This window comes from Pelagimonas sp. KU-00592-HH (assembly GCF_040369695.1).
Taxonomy (GTDB): Bacteria; Pseudomonadota; Alphaproteobacteria; order Rhodobacterales; family Rhodobacteraceae; genus Shimia.
In genome coordinates this window covers 235921-253872 of the sequence record NZ_BAABWM010000002.1, presented here as the reverse complement: position 1 = coordinate 253872, position 17952 = coordinate 235921, and the positions used below count along the sequence as shown (strand labels likewise).

At 60.0% G+C, this 17952-nt stretch carries 15 protein-coding genes and 1 tRNA gene; 9 read left to right on the top strand and 7 right to left on the bottom strand.

Annotated elements, in window-relative coordinates; translation table 11 throughout:
• Window positions 1-58: 58 nt before the first annotated feature.
• From ABWV42_RS08435 to ABWV42_RS08425, 3 genes are all read right to left on the bottom strand, one after another.
• Window positions 59-868, bottom strand: a complete 810-nt coding sequence (locus ABWV42_RS08435) for a hypothetical protein (RefSeq protein ID WP_353339730.1) — start codon at window positions 866-868, stop codon at window positions 59-61.
• Window positions 865-1932, bottom strand: a complete 1068-nt coding sequence (locus tag ABWV42_RS08430) for a GSCFA domain-containing protein (RefSeq protein WP_353339729.1) — start codon at window positions 1930-1932, stop codon at window positions 865-867. Before ABWV42_RS08430 ends, ABWV42_RS08435 begins: the two co-directional genes overlap by 4 nt.
• A gap of 471 nt (window positions 1933-2403) precedes the next feature.
• Window positions 2404-2479, bottom strand: a tRNA-Gln gene (locus ABWV42_RS08425).
• A 258-nt stretch (window positions 2480-2737) separates the two neighbouring features.
• On the opposite strand from ABWV42_RS08425, the gene dgt reads away from it, so the two are divergent.
• On the top strand, window positions 2738-4105 hold the full coding sequence (dgt, locus tag ABWV42_RS08420) for a dGTP triphosphohydrolase (protein WP_353339728.1): 1368 nt from the start codon (window positions 2738-2740) through the stop codon (window positions 4103-4105).
• Window positions 4106-4112: 7 nt separating this feature from the next.
• Here the strand turns inward: dgt and ABWV42_RS08415 are convergent, their stop codons facing one another.
• Entirely contained in the window at window positions 4113-4562 is a 450-nt protein-coding gene (locus tag ABWV42_RS08415; RefSeq protein WP_353339727.1) for a hypothetical protein, read from the bottom strand.
• A 104-nt stretch (window positions 4563-4666) separates the two neighbouring features.
• A complete protein-coding gene (carB, locus tag ABWV42_RS08410; RefSeq protein WP_353339726.1) occupies window positions 4667-7999 on the bottom strand; it encodes a carbamoyl-phosphate synthase large subunit in 3333 nt (1110 codons plus the stop codon).
• A gap of 196 nt (window positions 8000-8195) precedes the next feature.
• On the opposite strand from carB, the gene ABWV42_RS08405 reads away from it, so the two are divergent.
• From ABWV42_RS08405 to ABWV42_RS08380, 6 genes are all read left to right on the top strand, one after another.
• Window positions 8196-9320 (top strand): aminodeoxychorismate synthase component I, encoded by a 1125-nt coding sequence (locus ABWV42_RS08405; RefSeq protein WP_353339725.1) that lies wholly within the window; start codon window positions 8196-8198, stop codon window positions 9318-9320.
• Entirely contained in the window at window positions 9275-9922 is a 648-nt protein-coding gene (locus tag ABWV42_RS08400; RefSeq protein WP_353339724.1) for an aminotransferase class IV family protein, read from the top strand. Before ABWV42_RS08405 ends, ABWV42_RS08400 begins: the two co-directional genes overlap by 46 nt.
• Before the next feature lie 165 nt (window positions 9923-10087).
• On the top strand, window positions 10088-11938 hold the full coding sequence (gene aspS / locus ABWV42_RS08395; RefSeq protein ID WP_255109588.1) for an aspartate--tRNA ligase: 1851 nt from the start codon (window positions 10088-10090) through the stop codon (window positions 11936-11938).
• Window positions 11939-12121: 183 nt separating this feature from the next.
• Entirely contained in the window at window positions 12122-13498 is a 1377-nt protein-coding gene (locus ABWV42_RS08390; protein WP_353339723.1) for a DUF1800 domain-containing protein, read from the top strand.
• Between the two features lie 11 nt (window positions 13499-13509).
• Complete coding sequence (locus tag ABWV42_RS08385; protein WP_353339722.1) at window positions 13510-14739, top strand: DUF1501 domain-containing protein; 1230 nt, start codon at window positions 13510-13512, stop codon at window positions 14737-14739.
• A 63-nt stretch (window positions 14740-14802) separates the two neighbouring features.
• Entirely contained in the window at window positions 14803-15516 is a 714-nt protein-coding gene (locus ABWV42_RS08380; RefSeq protein WP_353339721.1) for a GNAT family N-acetyltransferase, read from the top strand.
• 2 nt (window positions 15517-15518) lie between these two features.
• Here ABWV42_RS08380 and ABWV42_RS08375 read toward each other — a convergent pair whose 3' ends face one another.
• Entirely contained in the window at window positions 15519-16235 is a 717-nt protein-coding gene (locus ABWV42_RS08375) for a response regulator (RefSeq protein WP_353339720.1), read from the bottom strand.
• A 153-nt stretch (window positions 16236-16388) separates the two neighbouring features.
• Between ABWV42_RS08375 and mce the strand changes: the two genes are divergently transcribed.
• Complete coding sequence (gene mce, locus ABWV42_RS08370) at window positions 16389-16793, top strand: methylmalonyl-CoA epimerase (RefSeq protein ID WP_353339719.1); 405 nt, start codon at window positions 16389-16391, stop codon at window positions 16791-16793.
• An 80-nt stretch (window positions 16794-16873) separates the two neighbouring features.
• A complete protein-coding gene (locus ABWV42_RS08365) occupies window positions 16874-17158 on the top strand; it encodes a DUF1467 family protein (RefSeq protein WP_353339718.1) in 285 nt (94 codons plus the stop codon).
• Between the two features lie 90 nt (window positions 17159-17248).
• Here ABWV42_RS08365 and ABWV42_RS08360 read toward each other — a convergent pair whose 3' ends face one another.
• On the bottom strand, window positions 17249-17950 hold the full coding sequence (locus tag ABWV42_RS08360; protein WP_353339717.1) for a hypothetical protein: 702 nt from the start codon (window positions 17948-17950) through the stop codon (window positions 17249-17251).
• Between the last annotated feature and the right edge of the window lie 2 nt (window positions 17951-17952).

Here is a 17952-nt window from a genome sequence, read left to right as displayed (position 1 = left end):
TCCTCCAAGGAGGTTGTCTTCACTGGCACTTCCGTTCCATGGACGTTCGCTGATAGCACTATGTTTGCGGGGAGGCACAACTGAGATCTTGCATTAAGTGTAGGTATTTTCGGCCCAGCGAAGCATTTCCGTGTAGAACATCTGATTTGGGCTGTTTGGAGTTTTGGCTAAGCCGCTTGGCACCTCGCATGAATTCCAGACCGGTTAAACAGCCCTGCACGCTGGTTCCGTCCGGCTGAATGTAAAGCCGCGAATTTGGGATAGCTTCAAATGCGTTAAGCAAAGCTGCATTCAATGAGCGTGCCAATCCGGGTCCATCCCCGCGCTTTACGATACGCTTTATCTCGATAAGTTTCGAAGATTTGTCGAGAACCTGCTCAGAAGGAAATGGTTGGGGAACAAAGGCAATGGGCACATTCCCTTCACGCCGAATTGCAGATGCAAGCTGGAAAGAGAAACTGTTTCTCGCCAAGTCAACTAAACCTTCGTGCAGAGCTTGCTCAGACAGAAGTGCGGGTAGGTTTTCTCCATTGCCCGAGACTAGTTCTTGAACGGCCTCATTTCCAGATGGCCATCCAGTGACGAGCTTGTCACTGGACATGCGGGCAACGCTGAACACCGAGATAGACATGGCAACTACGACGATTACATCAAAATCCTTCAGAGCCTGAGGCGTCTGACTTCCCAATTGTTCTAATCGGTTTCTGAAGTCGCTGCTGACTGCATGAATTCGCCCATTGCTTACGGACAACTCATCCAAACTAATTCCCGGTTTGGCAAAAGGAACCAGTTGAACTGAGGAGGTATCTTCCAAACTTGCGGCAATGAGTTTTGAGGTATGAGAATCTCCAATAGCCAATAGTTTCATTTTCTTGCGAATGCCTCCAGGAGCGCTTCCTCGCAAATGGCTTCGTCATCCACGCCATTGCTATCTTGGGATAGTGCTTCCCCCGTTTCTTCTTCTGTTTCCTGGACATCGGGGTGAGATGCGAAGAACACGGACATCACTGTTTCCACACCCTCCTTCGTCACAGTTCTCATATTCGGATCGTAGAAATGGCCGTGGTACGGCGTGCCAGTGATCATCTCATAAGAAGGAAAGTAGTCGACGTTTTCGTGCCGATTTGAAACTTCTTCTGCGGCTGCTCGTAGCACTGACTTGGAATATGTGGTTGCACGGAGAACGTGTAGACCCGTAGCCGTAGCCGTCAGCGGAACAGGGGAAACCGTCAAAAGGACTCTGACCTTCTCCGAGAAGCTCTGGAGCTGTTCCACAATACAGTCGAGATCCTCGATTGTGTCTCTGACACTCAGATTGAGGAAAGCGTGGCGAGCTGGATCATACGTGCCAGCGATTACTCCTGGGGCTGTTGGAAAGACAATGCCCGTGGGCACATCTACCCAACATTCGGTCAATCCCAATGTGAACACCATCACATCTATCTGTTTAAACAAATCCTGCAGCTTATGAAGGTGGCTGATCCTGTGTGCTATCAGCTCACTTTTCGTTCCAAAGCCGTGAGGTTCAACATTGGGGCGAAGGGCATCAAAGTAGCGACCTGACTTTTCCCAAATGGCGGCATCGTGAACAGTGGGCGCAGCGGTGTCATCCAGAAGCTGCAGGAACTGGCGAGCGGTATAGACGTTTCCGTAGCGTGCCGAGAAGAGTCCGTAGCCGAAACGCTTGGCGGTTTCCGGACGCATCAACTTGGGTGTGGGCTCTACGTCTACGAGGACTAGGTTCGAAGCTCGAACATACCTAGCAACATTCTGAGCGAAGCAACTGCCAGCCGTCGCAACCCGCATATTTGCTTCGAGATTGAACTTGGGCTGAAACAGATCGAAGGTCAGGAAGGTATCGTCATTTCTGGCGTTTCGCCAAAAAGAGCGATCTGGCAAATCGCCATATGGAAGCTGTACTGGCAAACTCACGTCTAAAACTCACAATGCTACTTACAATTTGTGCCCCTTCCTATTTGAAGTAGTGACAAATCAATCTGTCGATTTTGAGGTCGGACTTTGGCGCGGATTGGGCTAACTAGCCATGCGGTTTCAGGAAGGCGACATCGTCGTCATCCGCGCTGGAGAAGACTGGCCCGAGCATCTGTTCTGGATGGATTGGGTCTTCGATGACTGTGGGGGTAAGGTGGTAGCAAACGAGCGTAGGCACACAGTTTGCTGACCAGTCTCAATTTGAAAGATTGATCATTGATCGAACAACTAAGAGCTAGGCTTGCACACTGCAAACTCGTACCGTGGGAATTCCAAACAGAGACTTTGGACCATTTCAGGCTCCGTGTCGGTATGACTCGGAGTCTCCGTTCCGCAACGGCATACGTAACCCCCGGACATGTCGCGAGAATGCCGTTTAAGGTGTTTTGTCGTTCAATTTCGTGGACTTGCTGGCTGGGATGGTAGGACTCGAACCTACAACCTACGGTACCAAAAACCGGTGCTCTACCAATTGAGCTACATCCCAGCAGTGAGGGGCTAATTAATGAAGCTGGCGGGGGGGCGCAAGCCCTGAATTGCATTTTTTTGTGGAAAAAATCTCCGGCCTTGGGTGGCGGGGTTGCGCCCGTTCCGGACGGGGAAAAGGGCGGGAAATCGGTGTCGGTATTACGTCGGTATCGCGGCGGTATTGCGGAGGTGCGGGATCGGGTTTTCGGGGGTCTTTGCTTGCGGTGTTTCCGGTGCGCCAATAGGTAGGTGCAGGGACAGTTGAAAGGTGAATGTGATGCGGATGCAGTGGGACAGGTTGCTGTGTGATGATCTTCTGGGGGCCGACAAGCAGCCGGAAAAAGATCCGTCGAGGGACGTGTTTCACCAGGACGCCGACCGCATCCTGTTTTCCGCGCCGTTCCGGCGGCTGGCCAACAAGACGCAGGTGCATCCGCTTTACGAGGTGGACCACATTCACCACCGCCTGATCCATTCCGCCGAGACCGCGAGCGTGGGGCGGTCGTTGGGGATGAAGCTCGGGGCTGGCTTGCTGGAACGGGAGATTGAAGGCGTCGGGGCGGATGCGCCGCATCGTCTTTCCTATGTGTTGCAGGCGGCCTGTCTGGCGCATGACATCGGCAACCCGCCGTTCGGGCATTCGGGGGAAGAGAGCATCGGCAAGTGGTTCTGCCGGGTGCTGGATGCGGGGCACGGGCTGTTCTCGCAGATGAGCGCTGAGGAGCAAGTGGAGCTGCGCCGGTTTGAAGGCAACGCGCAAGGCTTCCGCATCCTGACGCGCACCGAGATGTACCGCAATGAAGGCGGTATGCGGCTGAGCCTTGCGACGCTGGGGTCGTTTTCGAAGTATACCTGTAGCGAACCGGCGGCGCGGGCCTGGAAGGCAGCGGGCAACGCACCATACGTGTCGTTCAAGAAGCCCGGGTTCTACCTGTCCGAGGCCGGCTATTTCGGCACCGTGGCGCAGGGTGTCGGGATGATCGAGGTCGCGGGGGGTGCGGCGCCGATGTGGCGGCGGCATCCGCTGGCCTTCCTTGTCGAGGCGGCGGATGACATTTGCTACAACATCGTGGACGTCGAGGACGCTTTCGCCTCGGGGGATGTGTCCTATGAGGAGGCGGTAAAGCTCTTGGGGCCGCTTGCGGGCAACAAGACGGTGAAGGACAGCCAGAGCAAAGAAGAGCAGGTGTCTTACCTCAGGGCCATCGCGATCGGGCGGGCGATTGATTCCTGCATGGCGGCCTTCTGGGACAATTACGACGCGATCATGGTGGGGCGCTACAATGGCGCGCTGAGCGAAGACGGCCCGCTTGGGCCGCTGTTCAATGCCATTCGCGCCTTTTGTGTCGAGCGTGTCTTTACCTCGGCGCGCAAGACCAAGCTGGAAATCCTCGGCGAGCGGGCCATCGGCAATGTTCTGGATGCTTTCTCGGAGCTTTATGTGGGCTTGGAACGGTGCGACTGGGATCTGGACCGGTTGCAGGCGGAAGACGACAGCGCGCGCAAGCTGATCCGGGCGAGCGGGATCGACATGCGTGATGCGCGTGATCCCTATAGTGCTGCGCGGTCCCTCTGCGATTTCGTGTCCGGCATGACCGACCGGTATGCTCTCCAGATGAGTGATCTCGTGCTGGGCATCCGGTAAGCGGCGGTCAGTTCTCGAAACAGGCGGGCAGGGCGGTGATGCGGGCTTCGGTCATCGGACCGCGTGGCAATGCGTCTTCGGGCAGGGCACGTAGCTGGGTTTGCAGGGCTTTCATCTGCTCGGTGGTCGAGAGTTTGCGCTTTTTCAGCATGGTCTTCATGGCGAAACAGTCGGCGGATTGCTCGGTCAGACGGGTGGGGTGGATGGCATGTTGCGCGCATTCGCGGATCAGCCAGAAATCGGCGACCAGCGGTGGTAGCTGTCCAAGGCGTTCGGGGTGCAGCGCGATGATGGCGCGGCCTTTGCGGTCGGTCGTGGCACCGCCAAGGCCCTCGACGGCGGGGTTGCCAAGGTAGGGCACTTCCATACCCTGCCAGGTGCGGCAGGTGGGGGGCTTGGCCTGTGCTGCGCTCGCGGCGACGAGGCAGAGGGCCAGCGAAAGGGCAAATGTCTTCATGTCGCTCTCCAAGAGATTTGCCGCCACTTTACCACCCGCCAGAATCGAAAACGCCGACATCGGTCAAGGATGTCGGCGTTTTTGATGTTTTTTCGGAGGGCGGATTAGCCTTGCAGGCTGCGCACCTCGATCTCGCCTTCTTCGCGGGCCTTCATCGCGCGGGCGGCGGCGTTGGAGGCGGCGGCGGTGGTGAAGTAGGGGATCTTGTCCATCAGCGCCACCGAGCGGATTTCGCGGCTGTCGTTGACGGCCTGCGCGCCTTCGGTGGTGTTCATCACCAGAGAGATGTCGCCGTTCTTCAGCAGGTCGACGATGTTCGGGCGGCCTTCGTAGACCTTGTTGACCCGTTCACATGCCACGCCCTGTTCGGTCAGCCAGCTGGCGGTGCCCGCGGTGGCGACGATGCCGAAGCCGAGGTCGATCAGGATGCGGGCCGCGTCGAGCATCAGCTCGGTCTTGTCCTCGTCCTTGATCGAGATGAAGGCCTTGCCTGCTGTGGGCAGGATCATGCCTGCGCCCAGCTGGGCTTTGAGGAAGGCGCGCGCAAAGGAGCGGTCCCAGCCCATGACTTCGCCGGTCGAACGCATTTCCGGACCCAAGATGGTGTCGACGCCGGGGAAACGGTTGAAGGGCATGACGGCCTCTTTCACCGAGAACCACGGCATGATCGGATCGGCCAGGGTCATCTGGTCGGCGATCGGCTGCGGGGTCGAGATGTCGGCATCTTCTTCGTAGGGCGGGCGCTCGGGGAAGTGCGAGAGCGGCTCGCCTGCCATGAGACGTGCGGCGATCGAGGCGATGGCCGAGTCGGTTGCCTTGGCTACGAAGGGCACGGTGCGCGAGGCACGCGGGTTGACTTCGATGAGGTAGATTTCGCCCGCCTTGACCGCGAACTGGACGTTCATCAGACCAACCACGTTCAGAGCTTTGGCCAGCGAAACGGTCTGGCGTTTGATCTCTTCGATGATGTCGGCTTCGAGCGAGTAGGGCGGCAGCGAGCAGGCCGAGTCACCGGAGTGGACGCCGGCTTCTTCGATGTGCTGCATGATGCCCGCGATGTGGACGTTTTCGCCGTCGCACAGCGCGTCGACGTCGAGTTCGGTTGCGCCTGACAGGTAGCTGTCGAGGAGAACCGGGCTGTCGCCGGAGACAACGACGGCCTCGTTGATGTAACGCTCGAGCTGGGCCATGTCGCGCACGATTTCCATCGCGCGGCCACCCAGAACATAGGAGGGACGGATCACCAGCGGGAAGCCGATGTCTTCTGCGATCTGGAGTGCCTCGGTATCGGTCGAGGCGATGCCGTTCTTGGGCTGCTTGAGGTTCAGCTCGTTCACCAGCGCCTGGAAACGCTCGCGGTCTTCGGCGAGGTCGATGGCGTCGGGGGTGGTGCCGAGGATCGGGATACCGTCGGCCTCGAGCGCGTTGGCAAGTTTCAGCGGGGTCTGGCCGCCGAACTGGACGATGACGCCGTGCAGGGTGCCGTTTTCCTGTTCGGTGCGCAAGATTTCCATCACGTGCTCGAAGGTGAGCGGTTCGAAATACAGACGGTCCGAGGTGTCATAGTCGGTCGACACGGTCTCGGGGTTGCAGTTGATCATGATGGTTTCGAAACCCGCGTCGGTCAGCGCATAGCAGGCGTGACAGCAGCAGTAGTCGAATTCGATACCCTGGCCGATCCGGTTCGGGCCGCCACCGAGGATGACCACTTTCTTGCGGTCGCTGGGGCGGGATTCGCATTCGACTTCGCCCATCATCGGGGCTTCGTAGGTCGAATACATATAGGGGGTCTGGGCTTCGAACTCGGCGGCGCAGGTGTCGATCCGCTTGAAGACGGCGGTGACGCCGGCGTTCACGCGGCGCTTGCGCACGTCGCTTTCCTTGTAGCCGGTCAGCTTGGCAAGGCGGGCATCGGTGAAGCCGAGCATCTTGAGCGCGCGCAGGCCGGCCTCGTCCGACGGCAGGCCTTCGGTGCGGACCTGTTCCTCGGCATCGACGATTTCGCGGATGCGGGTCAGGAACCACGGATCGAACATGGTGACGTTCTGGATCTCGTCGTTGGTCAGGCCGTGGCGCATCGCCTGTGCGATGGTGCGCATACGGTCCGGGGTCTGCTGCGAGATGGCCTTGATGACGGCGGCCTTGTCGGGCGCGCCTTCGATTTCCACCTCGTCAAAACCGGTGAGGCCCGATTCCATCGACGCCAGCGCCTTTTGCAGCGACTCGTGGATGGTGCGGCCGATGGCCATGGCTTCGCCCACGGATTTCATCGCGGTGGTGAGATAGGGCTCGGAACCCGGGAATTTCTCAAACGCGAATTTCGGGATCTTGGTGACGACATAGTCGATGCTGGGTTCGAAGGACGCGGGCGTCACCTTGGTGATGTCGTTGTCCAGCTCGTCCAGCGTATAGCCGACCGCCAGTTTCGCGGCGATCTTGGCGATCGGGAAACCGGTTGCCTTGGAGGCCAGCGCCGAAGAGCGCGACACGCGCGGGTTCATTTCGATCACGACCATGCGGCCGTCTGCCGGGTTCACGGCCCATTGCACGTTCGAGCCGCCGGTTTCCACGCCGATCTCGCGCAGGACGTTGATCGAGTGGGTCCGCATGATCTGGTATTCTTTGTCGGTCAGCGTCAGGGCCGGCGCGACGGTGATCGAGTCACCGGTGTGCACACCCATCGGATCGACGTTTTCGATCGAACAGACGATGATGGCGTTGTCGGCTTTGTCGCGCACGACTTCCATCTCGTATTCTTTCCAGCCCAGCAGCGATTCATCGACCAGGATCTGGTTGACCGGCGAAGCGTCCATGCCGGTGCGGCAGAAGTGGATATAGTCTTCGCGGTTGTAGGCCACGCCACCGCCGGTGCCGCCCATGGTAAAGGCGGGGCGGATGATGGCGGGCAGGCCGATGTCTTCCAGTTCTTCCAGCGCGAGGCGGATGCCCTCTTCGAGGTCGGCTTCGCCGGTGTCTTTTTTCGGTGCGGTGACGATCGAGGCGCGCGGGTTCTCAATGCCGAGGCGGTCCATGGCCTCGCGGAACAGCTTGCGGTCTTCCGCCATCTCGATGGCGTCACGGGTCGCGCCGATCATTTCGACGCCGAATTTCTCAAGCACGCCCATTTCCTCGAGCGCGAGCGAGGTGTTGAGACCGGTCTGGCCACCCATCGTCGGCAGGAGCGCGTCGGGGCGTTCCTTTTCGATGATTTTGGCAACCACCTCGGGGGTGATCGGCTCAATGTAGGTCGCGTCTGCGAGGCCCGGATCGGTCATGATGGTGGCCGGGTTCGAGTTCACGAGGATGACGCGGTAGCCTTCTTCTCGCAGAGCTTTACAGGCTTGCGCCCCCGAATAGTCGAATTCACAGGCCTGACCGATCACAATGGGACCGGCCCCGATGATCATGATCGAGGAGATGTCTGTTCTTTTGGGCATGGCGGACCTCGGATTGTGGGGCGGCGTCAGAGTGGCAGACTCGCCCGAATGCGCAAATTGTCGTGGGTTATAGACATCGCGGGGCAAGGTTCAAGGGGTATCGGGAATTTGCTGCAACTTGCCGCTTTCTACCCTGTTCAACTGTATCAAGGGGCGTATATGAGGTCCATTCTGTAGCATGGGGTATGGTTGCACAGTGAAGATTCGGTTTGATCGCGGTCCTGAAGGGCGGGCAGTGCAGTTTGCAGAGCCCGAGCGGATGATCCGTGCCGAGACGTTGGACGAGGTAGATTCTGCGCTGGCCGATCTGGATTCGGCGCGTGCGGCGGGCAAATGGCTTGCGGGATATTGCAGCTATGAGATGGGCTGTGCGCTGGAGCCGCGCCTAGAGGATCGGTTGCGCGAAGACCGTGTGCTGCCGTTGATGTGCTTTGGGGTGTTCGATGCGCCCGAAGATGCGCCGGAGCTTGCGGGCGGCGACTTTAGCCTTGGCAGTTTTGCGCCGCGCTGGGATGAGGCCACCTATCGGGAGGCTTTTGACAAGGTGCATGGGTTCATCGGGGCCGGTGATATCTACCAGGCGAACCTGACTTTTCCGCAGGATGCCGTCTTTAACGGTGACGTTGAGGGGCTTTATGCGGCGCTGGCGGCGCGTCAGCCGGTGGGTCACGGCGCGCTTGTCTTGCAGGACGGCCTGCCGGATCTGGTGTCGCGCAGTCCGGAGCTGTTCTTTCGCACCAACAACAAGGGGCGCATCGAGACGCGCCCGATGAAGGGCACGCAGCCGCGCTCGGATGATCCGGTGGCAGATGCCGAGCGCAAGCTGTGGCTGGCGCGGGACGAGAAAAACCGCGCCGAGAACCTGATGATCGTCGACCTTCTGCGCAATGACATCAGCCGGGTGGCGAAACCCGGTTCGGTGCATGTGCCGGAACTGTTCAAGGTCGAGAGCTATGCCACGGTGCACCAGATGGTGTCCTTGGTGGCGGCGGAACTTCAGGACGGGGCCGGTCTTGGCGATATTCTGCGGGCGCTGTTCCCCTGCGGGTCGATCACGGGTGCGCCCAAGCTGCGGTCGATGCAGATTCTCTATGATCTGGAGCCGTGGTTGCGGGACATCTACTGCGGGTCGATTGGCTGGGCAGCGCCGGATGGGTCGTCCGAGTTCAATGTGGCGATCCGCACCTTGATGGTGGATGAGGATCGCGCCGTGCTGAATGTCGGTGGGGGCGTGGTCTGGGACAGCACCGGGCCATCGGAATACGAGGAGGCGCTATGGAAAGCCCGTTTCGCGAGCCAGTTCCCGACGGAACCCGCCTGATCGAGACCTTCCGGTTTGAGCCTGAGAGCGGGTTTCACGATCTTCCCCGGCATCTGCAACGGCTGGAGCGGTCGGCGGACAGCTTTGGGTATCCGTTTGACCGTGAGGGCATTGTTGGTGAACTGGCGGATTTTGCTGCGGATCAGCCGATGCGCTGTCGTCTGACCCTTGGGGCGGACGGGGGGCGTGAGTTTACCTCGGCCCCGCTTGGGGAGACTGCGGCGCGCTGGAGGGTGGCGATTGCCAAGACGCGGTTGCAATCGGATGATGCCTGGCTTGTGCACAAGACCACACAGCGCGCGGTTTACGACAGGGCGCGTGCCGATCTGCCTGAAGGGGTGGATGAGTGGCTGTTCCTGAACGAGCGTGATGAACTTTGCGAAGGCACGATCACCAATGTCTTTGTCACCCTGCAAAACGGTGAGCGTGTGACGCCGCCGCTTGGGTCGGGGTGTCTTCCGGGTGTGCTGCGTCAGCGTCTACTGGACCAGGAGGACGTTCGGGAACAGGTCGTGACATTGCAGGATCTGAAAACGGCGCAAGCGTTCACCATAGGCAACTCTCTGCGGGGTGAAATTCCTGCCGTCCTGATTGCGCCCTGAAACCCTGAACCATGGACAACATCGCCGCTTGCGACGGTGTGGGGAAATTAACTGGACACCTGACGCCGAAAAATCGCCCAAAGCGGGGTGGTTCCCTTGACTTTGTGCCCGCGAAGAGGTGTATCAGCGCGACTTCATTTATTTGACCCGTCAGAGGGAGCGACCATGCACGCCTTTCGCAGCCACACCTGCGCCGAACTGAACAAATCCAATGTCGGCGAAACCGTCCGTCTGTCGGGCTGGGTCCACCGGGTCCGTGACCACGGCGGCATCCTGTTCATCGACCTGCGCGACCACTATGGCGTGACGCAGGTTCTGTGCGATCCCGACAGCCCGGTTTTTGCCGAGATGGAGAAGGTGCGCAGCGAATGGTGTATCCGCATCGACGGCAACGTGAAGGCGCGTGACGAAGATCTGGTGAACCCGAAGATCCCGACCGGCGAGGTCGAGGTGTTCGTGCGTGACCTGGAGATCCTTGGCGCGGCCGACGAACTGCCGCTGATGGTGTTCGGCGATCAGGAATACCCGGAAGAGACCCGTCTGAAGTACCGTTTCCTCGACCTGCGCCGCGAGGCGATGCAGGACAACATGAAGCTGCGCTCGGACGTTGTGATGTCGATGCGCAAGCGCATGTGGGACACCGGTTTCCGCGAATACCAGACCCCGATCATCACCGCCTCCAGCCCCGAAGGTGCGCGTGACTTCCTCGTGCCGTCGCGTCTGCATCCGGGCAAGTTCTATGCGCTGCCGCAGGCGCCGCAGCAGTTCAAGCAGCTGATGATGGTTGCGGGCTTTGACAAGTACTTCCAGATCGCGCCGTGCTTCCGTGACGAAGACCCGCGTGCCGACCGTTCGCCGACCGATTTCTACCAGCTCGACATGGAGATGTCCTTTGTCGAACAGCAGGACGTGTTCGACACGATCGAGCCGGTTCTGAAAGGTGTGTTCGAAGAGTTCGGTGGTGGTCGCAAGGTTGATCAGGACTGGCCGCAGATTTCCTACAAGGACGCGGCCCTGTGGTATGGCACCGACAAGCCGGACCTTCGGAACCCGATCAAGATGCAGATCGTGTCGGAGCACTTCCGTGGTTCGGGTTTTGCGATCTTTGCCAAGCTGCTTGAGCAGGAAGGCACCGAAGTGCGCGCCATTCCCGCACCGAAAGGCGGTTCGCGCAAGTTCTGTGACCGCATGAACAAGTTCGCCCAGCAGGAAGGTCTGCCGGGTATGGGCTATATCTTCTGGCGCGAGAAAACCGCAGACGGCGTGGCGCAGGAACTGGGTATTTCAGTGAAGGAAGCCCAGGCCAAGCTGAAGTCCGGCGAGGTCGAAGGTGGTATGGAGGCGGCTGGTCCGCTGGCCAAGAACATCGGCCCCGAACGGACCGAAGCCATCCGTCAGCAACTGGGTCTGGACGTGGGCGACGCGGCCTTCTTCCTTGGCGGCAAGCCGAAGGCCTTTGAAGGCGTGGCCGGCCGTGCCCGCGCCGTGATCGGTGACGAACTTGGCTTGACCGAGAAAGACCGTTTCGCCTTTGCATGGATCGTCGACTTCCCGATTTTCGAGGCGGACGAAGAAACCGGCGAGATCGACTTTGAACACAACCCGTTCTCGATGCCGCAAGGTGGCATGGACGCGCTGAACGGCGATCCGCTGGCGGTGAAGGGTTATCAGTATGACCTCGCCTGTAACGGTTACGAACTGGTGTCGGGTGCGATCCGGAACCACAAGCCGGAAATCATGCTGAAGGCCTTTGAACTGGCCGGATACGGTGAAGACGAGGTGAAGAACCGCTTTGGTGCGCTGTTCAACGCCTTCCACTATGGCGCGCCGCCGCACGGTGGCTGTGCCGCTGGTATCGACCGTATCGTGATGCTGCTGGCCGATCAGCAGAACATTCGCGAAGTGATGATGTTCCCGATGAACCAGCGCGCCGAAGACCTGATGATGAACGCACCGTCCGATCCGTCTTCGGATCAGATGATGGAACTGGGTCTGCGCATCATTCCCCAGGACTGATTTGCAAACATAGCTTGAACGAAAGGCCGTCCCGCTTGGGGCGGCCTTTTTCGTGGGCGGGGAATGGCCGAGGGGGAGCGATCCGCGCTTTTCGTCATCAAAAACCGACGGAAGCTGGGGTATTCTGCGTATGAGTGTCGTGGTGCGGTGATTGTCGCGCCGGTTTTGCAAGGGAGTTTCACGGTGTTTGATCCCGTCATGGCGGAAACGCGGTTTGGATATGGCCTGTCGCCGCGCATTGCCGCGCCAGAAAGCATCGGCGTTATGCTGGCCGGTCTCAAGGGGCGCGACGCGATGGCAGACCGCTTTCCCATTGAGACCTTTGAAAGTTTTGGCCCGCGCGAGGCCGAGCGTATCCGGCTGCGCCGCATTACCCGCGGGCGCGAAGAGGGTGATGTCGAGGCAGCAGATGCCGCCTTGCGCGACCTGAAAGAGCAGACGCGGCGAGACGCGCTAAAATGGCTGCGTCAGGACATGTTGCGGCGGGTGCGGACGCAGACCGCCTTTCGCGAGCGGCTGGTTGCCTTCTGGGCCGACCATTTCACGGCGATGGGCAAGGGGGCGGTGATCAACGTGGCGACGGGGCCTTACGTGGAAGAGGCCATTCGCCCGCATGTTGGGGCACGCTTTGAAGATATGCTGATCGCGGCCTCGGTGCATCCCCTTATGCTGCACTATCTGGATCAGAACGCCTCTATCGGGCCGAACAGCCGGCGGGCGCAGAAAAAGGGGGGCGCACGGGGTTTGAATGAAAACCTGGCGCGGGAAATCCTTGAGTTGCACACACTGGGCGTGGATGGACCTTATACCCAGACCGATGTCAGGCAGTTGGCAGAGTTGCTGACCGGGTTGAAATGGGCGCCGCTGAAAGGCGCGGTTTTCCTTGAGGGTGTGGTTGAGCCCGGTGCGGAAGAGGTGTTGGGAAAAACCTATGGCCCTGATGGGGGCGTCGAGGCCATTCATGCCGCCCTGCGCGATCTGGCGCGTCACCCGGCAACGGCACAGCATATTGCCTGGAAGCTCGCCGTGCATTTCGTATCCGACACCCCCGATCCCGACATGGTGACGCTGATGACGCGGGCCTATCTGGACACGGGCGGGGATCTGACGGCGGTCTATAAGGTTCTGCTGAGTCATCCTTCGGCCTGGGCGGCGGATGCGGGAAATTTCAAGCGCCCGATCACCTTTGTGAGTTCGACATTGCGGGCGCTGGACCTGCCGGTGCGCCGGGCGGAAGCGTGGAAACCTGCCCGTGTTGGGCGGCACATCTTTCGGCCGCTGTTGCGCATGGGGCAACGCTGGCAACGTCCTGGGGGGCCGGATGGCTGGGCCGAGGAAGACGCGGCATGGATCACGCCGCAGGGTATGGCAGCGCGGATGCAATGGGCGCTGGGTTTGCCGGAAATGATGGGCGACAGGATGCCGGACCCGCGTGAATTCGTGGCAGCGGCCCTTGGGTCGACCCCGCCGCAGCGCGTGGTGTTCGCGGCCGAGGCCGCCGAGAACCGCCGTGAAGGCGTTGCGCTGGTGCTGATGTCGCCAGCGTTCCAGAAGGTGTGAGGAGGAAAGTCATGACGCATGAGTTGACACGACGCGGGTTCCTGATGCGCGGTGCGGCGATTGGCTGTTCCGCAGCCGCCAGTCCGCTGATCACGCCAATGAGTTTTGCCGCGACACCCTGGGACAATCGCCTTGTTGTGATCATCCTTCGGGGCGGTTTGGATGGCTTGGATGCGGTCCGGCCATGGGGCGATGCGGCCTTTGCCAGTGCGCGGCCCAATCTGGCGGGGCAACAGGCGTCTGCCCTTGATCTGGATGGCTATTTCGGGCTGCATCCCGCGATGAAACCCCTGATGGGTCTGTGGAACAAGGGCGAGCTGGCCTTTGTGCATGCGGTCTCGCAGCCTTATCGCGACAAGCGCAGCCACTTTGACGGGCAGGATTTGCTTGAGGCGGGCACGGTATCGCTTGCCTCTGGCACGCAGCGGGATGGCTGGCTGAACCGGATGTTGCAGGGCATTCCGGGCGTCGAGGCGCAGACGACCTTTACCATCGGGCAGGAGAATATGCTGCTGACCAGTGGCGATGCGCCGGTGTCGAATTGGTCGCCGGATGTGGATGTGACACTGAGCGAACAGGGGCTGCGGTTGCTGGAGCTGACCATGCAGGACGATCCGGCCATGGCGGCGGTCATGCGCGAGGCGGTGACGCTGGCGGGGCAGGATGGCGATACGGTCGTGGCCGAGAGCGAGGCGCAGATGATGGAGGCCATGGGCAATGACATGGCGGCTTCGCGCAAGGGCAAGGGGCATCATCGCATCGCGGATTTCGCGGCCGAGCAGCTGCGCGGTAATGCGCGGATCGCGACGTTTTCGCTGGGCGGGTGGGATACCCATGCCCGTCAGGAAATCACTTTGAAGCGGCCGCTTGAGCAACTCTCCGAGGTACTGTTGCGCCTGCGCAAGGGTGTCGGGGCGTCGGTCTGGGGCAAGACGACCGTTGTGGCCATGACCGAGTTTGGCAGGACCGTGCGGGAAAACGGCACCAAGGGTACTGATCACGGGACCGGCGGGTTGATGGTTCTGTCAGGCGGCGCCATTCGCGGCGGCAAGGTCTATGGCCAGTGGCCGGGGCTGGAAGAGGCCGCGCTTTATGATCGGCGGGACCTGATGCCGACAGGCGATGTGCGGGCCTGGGCAGCCTGGGCGATGCGCGGCAGCTTTGGGATTTCCAAGTCGCGGCTGGAAGGGGTGATCTTTCCCGGTCTCGATATGGGGAATAACCCGCATATGATGTTGTAAGCTCAAAGGCTTGGCAGCGGCTGGGCCTTTGTGCAAATGTCATGCGACGAGGGAGACCCGCGCATGACTGAGCCAAGACCGCTTGGACCAAAGGTAGAAAACTGGACGCCCCCCGCGCCGCCCAAGGGTGTGGTGCTTGAGGGGCAGTATACGCAGCTGGAGCCATTGCAGGCCGAAGCCCATGCGGCGCTGCTGTTTCGGGCTTACGAGGGGCAGGATGCGGTCTGGGATTACATGCCTTACGGTCCATTTCACTCGGCGGCGGCCTATCATCGGTGGATGAAGGGCATCACGGGGGCAGGCGATCCCCTGTTCTATGCGATCTATGACAAGGACGCGCGGGCCTGGGGCGGGGTGGCAAGCTATCTGCGCATTCACCCCGATGCCGGTTCCATCGAGGTCGGGCATATCAATCTCTCACCACAGTTGCAGGGCACACGCGCGGCGACCGAGGCGATGGTTCTGATGATGCAATGGGCCTTCGAGAATGGCTATCGGCGGTATGAATGGAAGTGTGATGCGCTGAACACGCCCTCGCGGCGGGCGGCGCAGCGGTTGGGTCTGAGTTATGAGGGTGTGTTCCGCCAGCATCTGGTGGTCAAGGGGCGCAATCGCGACACCGCATGGTTCGCAGCGATTGATACCGAGTGGCCGGCCCTGAAGGCGGCCTATGATGTCTGGTTGTCGCCGTCGAATTTTGGCTCTGATGGGCAACAGCGTGAAAGCCTGAGTGACCTGACGCGATTGGTGCGGGTGGGGCGCGATCCGGCGCTTTGACGTCAGATGGCAGGCTGGCGTTCGATGCGATCCTGAACCAGCTGGGTGAGCCGCGAGATATCAGCGTTCAACACAGTTCCTTTGGCACGCCCCTTCGAGACGATTTCGGCGGCGCGGTGGAGCGGCTGATCCTGTGCCGAGAGGGCGAGACCGGCAAGGAACTGCGCGACATAGTCGATCACGTCATCGGGGTTGTTGTTCTCAAGCGTGTCGGCGGCATGGCAGAGATCATCGCGATAGGCCGCGGGATCGGGCACGACCGGATCATCGGCGATAGGTCGCGGCCCGCAGGGGCGGCGGTCTTGTGGCAGGCGCGACAGGACGGCATCCTGAAACGCGGCGAGGCTGTTGAGCGGTTTGGCAAGAAACCCGTCGGCACCAGCGGCAATGGCCGCATCTTCGGCAAAGGGATCGCCGGACATGCCCAGCACCACTTCGATGCGGGGTGTCTGCTGGGAGAGTTCTTCGATCAGCGTGGCACCGGAGCCATCGGGCAGGCCCATGTCGACGATGGCCACCGACGGCAGGTAGATCTGAAGATGACGGCGGGCCGAGGCGATGCAATCCGCGCGCCGGATGCGGGCACCGGAGCGCAGGCACAAAAGGCGCAGGGCATCACAGGCAAAGCGGCTGTCCTCTACGACAAGCACGGTGAGCCCCAGCAACGGGCGCTGTGCCGTCGGTATCCGATGCGTGGCAAGGGTGGCGAACTCGTCCATGGCAGGCTCCTTGGGAAGAATGGCAGATGCACATGACGCTAGGCAGAGTTGGCTAACAAACAGTTAAGCGTGACGCGACGGCCTGTCCCTTGCAACCCACAGCGCGCTTGCCCATAAGGGCGGCAGGCTTAAGAAACCGAAAGGAAACTCGACATGATCGGACGTCTGAACCACGTCGCCATCGCCGTACCCGACCTCGAAGCGGCCTCGGCACAGTATCGCAACGCGCTGGGTGCCAAGGTTGGCGACCCGCAGGACGAACCCGATCACGGTGTGACCGTGGTGTTCATCGAACTGCCCAACACCAAGATCGAGCTGCTTTATCCGCTGGGCGAAAACAGCCCCATCAACGGTTTTCTCGAAAAGAATCCGGCCGGTGGCATTCACCACGTCTGCTATGAGGTGGAAGACATCATCGCGGCGCGCGATCACCTGAAGGAAACCGGTGCCCGCGTGCTTGGCTCGGGTGAGCCGAAAATCGGTGCCCACGGCAAGCCGGTTCTGTTCCTGCACCCGAAGGATTTCAACGGCTGCCTGGTTGAACTGGAACAGGTCTGATCTAGATTGGCAGTCGCACGCGGGCGGGATCGTCTCCTGCCCGTGTTTCATTTAAAGGCGACCAGAACAGGAGCGCGCCCATGTCGATCACCTCTGCCCTCGTGCTGTACGCGGTCTTGTGGTTCATGACCTTTCTCATCGTGATCCCGATCCGTCTCGAGACACAAGGCGACCTTGGCGAGGTGACACCGGGCACGCAGGCCGGGGCGCCGGAGAACCATTACCTCAAGACCAAAGCGAAGATCACCACACTCGCGGCGGCGGTGATGTGGGTGATCCTGTACTGGATCATCACCGCGGAAATCATCACGGTGCGCGATTTCGACTGGATGAACCGCCTGCCACCGATCAGCGAGAGCGAGTGATCCGGACGTATAGGGGGGGATCCGGGGGGCTCGTTTTGCGGTCATTCCCTTGAACACTCCAGGCGCGATGGCCGCTTTGAGCGCAAGACGTTAGTTCGACAATGCTTCAACGCAGCTTACGTTCAGTGTTCCACTCTGAGCGTATACTTCGACAAAGTTCTTATGTTGTGGCACCAAAGTGCTTGCGATGGCTTGAGTGAGTTGCTTGCCAAAGAAAGCCTCTTGCCCCAAGTGAAAAGCCTTTGGATCGCAAATATCCAGAACTAGCTGTAGGCTGTCTTCGCTCGTCAGGGGGGCTTGCTGAAGCCTGTCGGAAATCGTGTCAGACAGAAGCGCTATGAAGGGTTCGCGTGCATCATGGACAATCATGTCGTCCGGCAGATCAATACGGCCAATTTGGCCATCGGCTCCGCGCAGCGCTTTCACAGCTAAGGAAAAGTGCTCTGATCGGTCGATGCTCTGACCATAGAAATCGTTTTTGAACAGGTGCTTAAGGAAAATGAGGTTGGTCTGGCTAACCAAGTCGTCATTTAGATAGAAAAAAGCAAAATCTACCAAAGTCTGGCCGTTTGCGTTTCGTTCGAGTAGCAGTTCCGGTCGGCTAGAGACGATTTCCTCTAGTCTATGATTTTCGAAATTTGCGTTCGCTTGAAACGCCTCATCAAACAGTTCGACTGGATCGGATGTATCTGCCCCGACTGAACCGCCAAGCAGAAAGCCACAGGATATTGCCAGCGCGCAAGACATGCCCACAAACCGGGAAACGACAATTGCGATTGGGGCTCTAGGCACCG

What these genes read in the sequence shown, in the direction of transcription:
- ABWV42_RS08400 (WP_353339724.1), top strand. Translation starts at nt 9,275, where the DNA reads ATGGAAAGCCCGTTTCGCGAGCCAGTTCCCGACGGAACCCGCCTGATC.
- carB (WP_353339726.1), bottom strand. Translation starts at nt 7,999, where the DNA reads ATGCCCAAAAGAACAGACATCTCCTCGATCATGATCATCGGGGCCGGT.
- ABWV42_RS08380 (WP_353339721.1), top strand. Translation starts at nt 14,803, where the DNA reads ATGACTGAGCCAAGACCGCTTGGACCAAAGGTAGAAAACTGGACGCCC.
- ABWV42_RS08365 (WP_353339718.1), top strand. Translation starts at nt 16,874, where the DNA reads ATGTCGATCACCTCTGCCCTCGTGCTGTACGCGGTCTTGTGGTTCATG.
- ABWV42_RS08415 (WP_353339727.1), bottom strand. Translation starts at nt 4,562, where the DNA reads ATGAAGACATTTGCCCTTTCGCTGGCCCTCTGCCTCGTCGCCGCGAGC.
- mce (WP_353339719.1), top strand. Translation starts at nt 16,389, where the DNA reads ATGATCGGACGTCTGAACCACGTCGCCATCGCCGTACCCGACCTCGAA.
- aspS (WP_255109588.1), top strand. Translation starts at nt 10,088, where the DNA reads ATGCACGCCTTTCGCAGCCACACCTGCGCCGAACTGAACAAATCCAAT.
- ABWV42_RS08385 (WP_353339722.1), top strand. Translation starts at nt 13,510, where the DNA reads ATGACGCATGAGTTGACACGACGCGGGTTCCTGATGCGCGGTGCGGCG.
- ABWV42_RS08435 (WP_353339730.1), bottom strand. Translation starts at nt 868, where the DNA reads ATGAAACTATTGGCTATTGGAGATTCTCATACCTCAAAACTCATTGCC.
- ABWV42_RS08375 (WP_353339720.1), bottom strand. Translation starts at nt 16,235, where the DNA reads ATGGACGAGTTCGCCACCCTTGCCACGCATCGGATACCGACGGCACAG.
- dgt (WP_353339728.1), top strand. Translation starts at nt 2,738, where the DNA reads ATGCGGATGCAGTGGGACAGGTTGCTGTGTGATGATCTTCTGGGGGCC.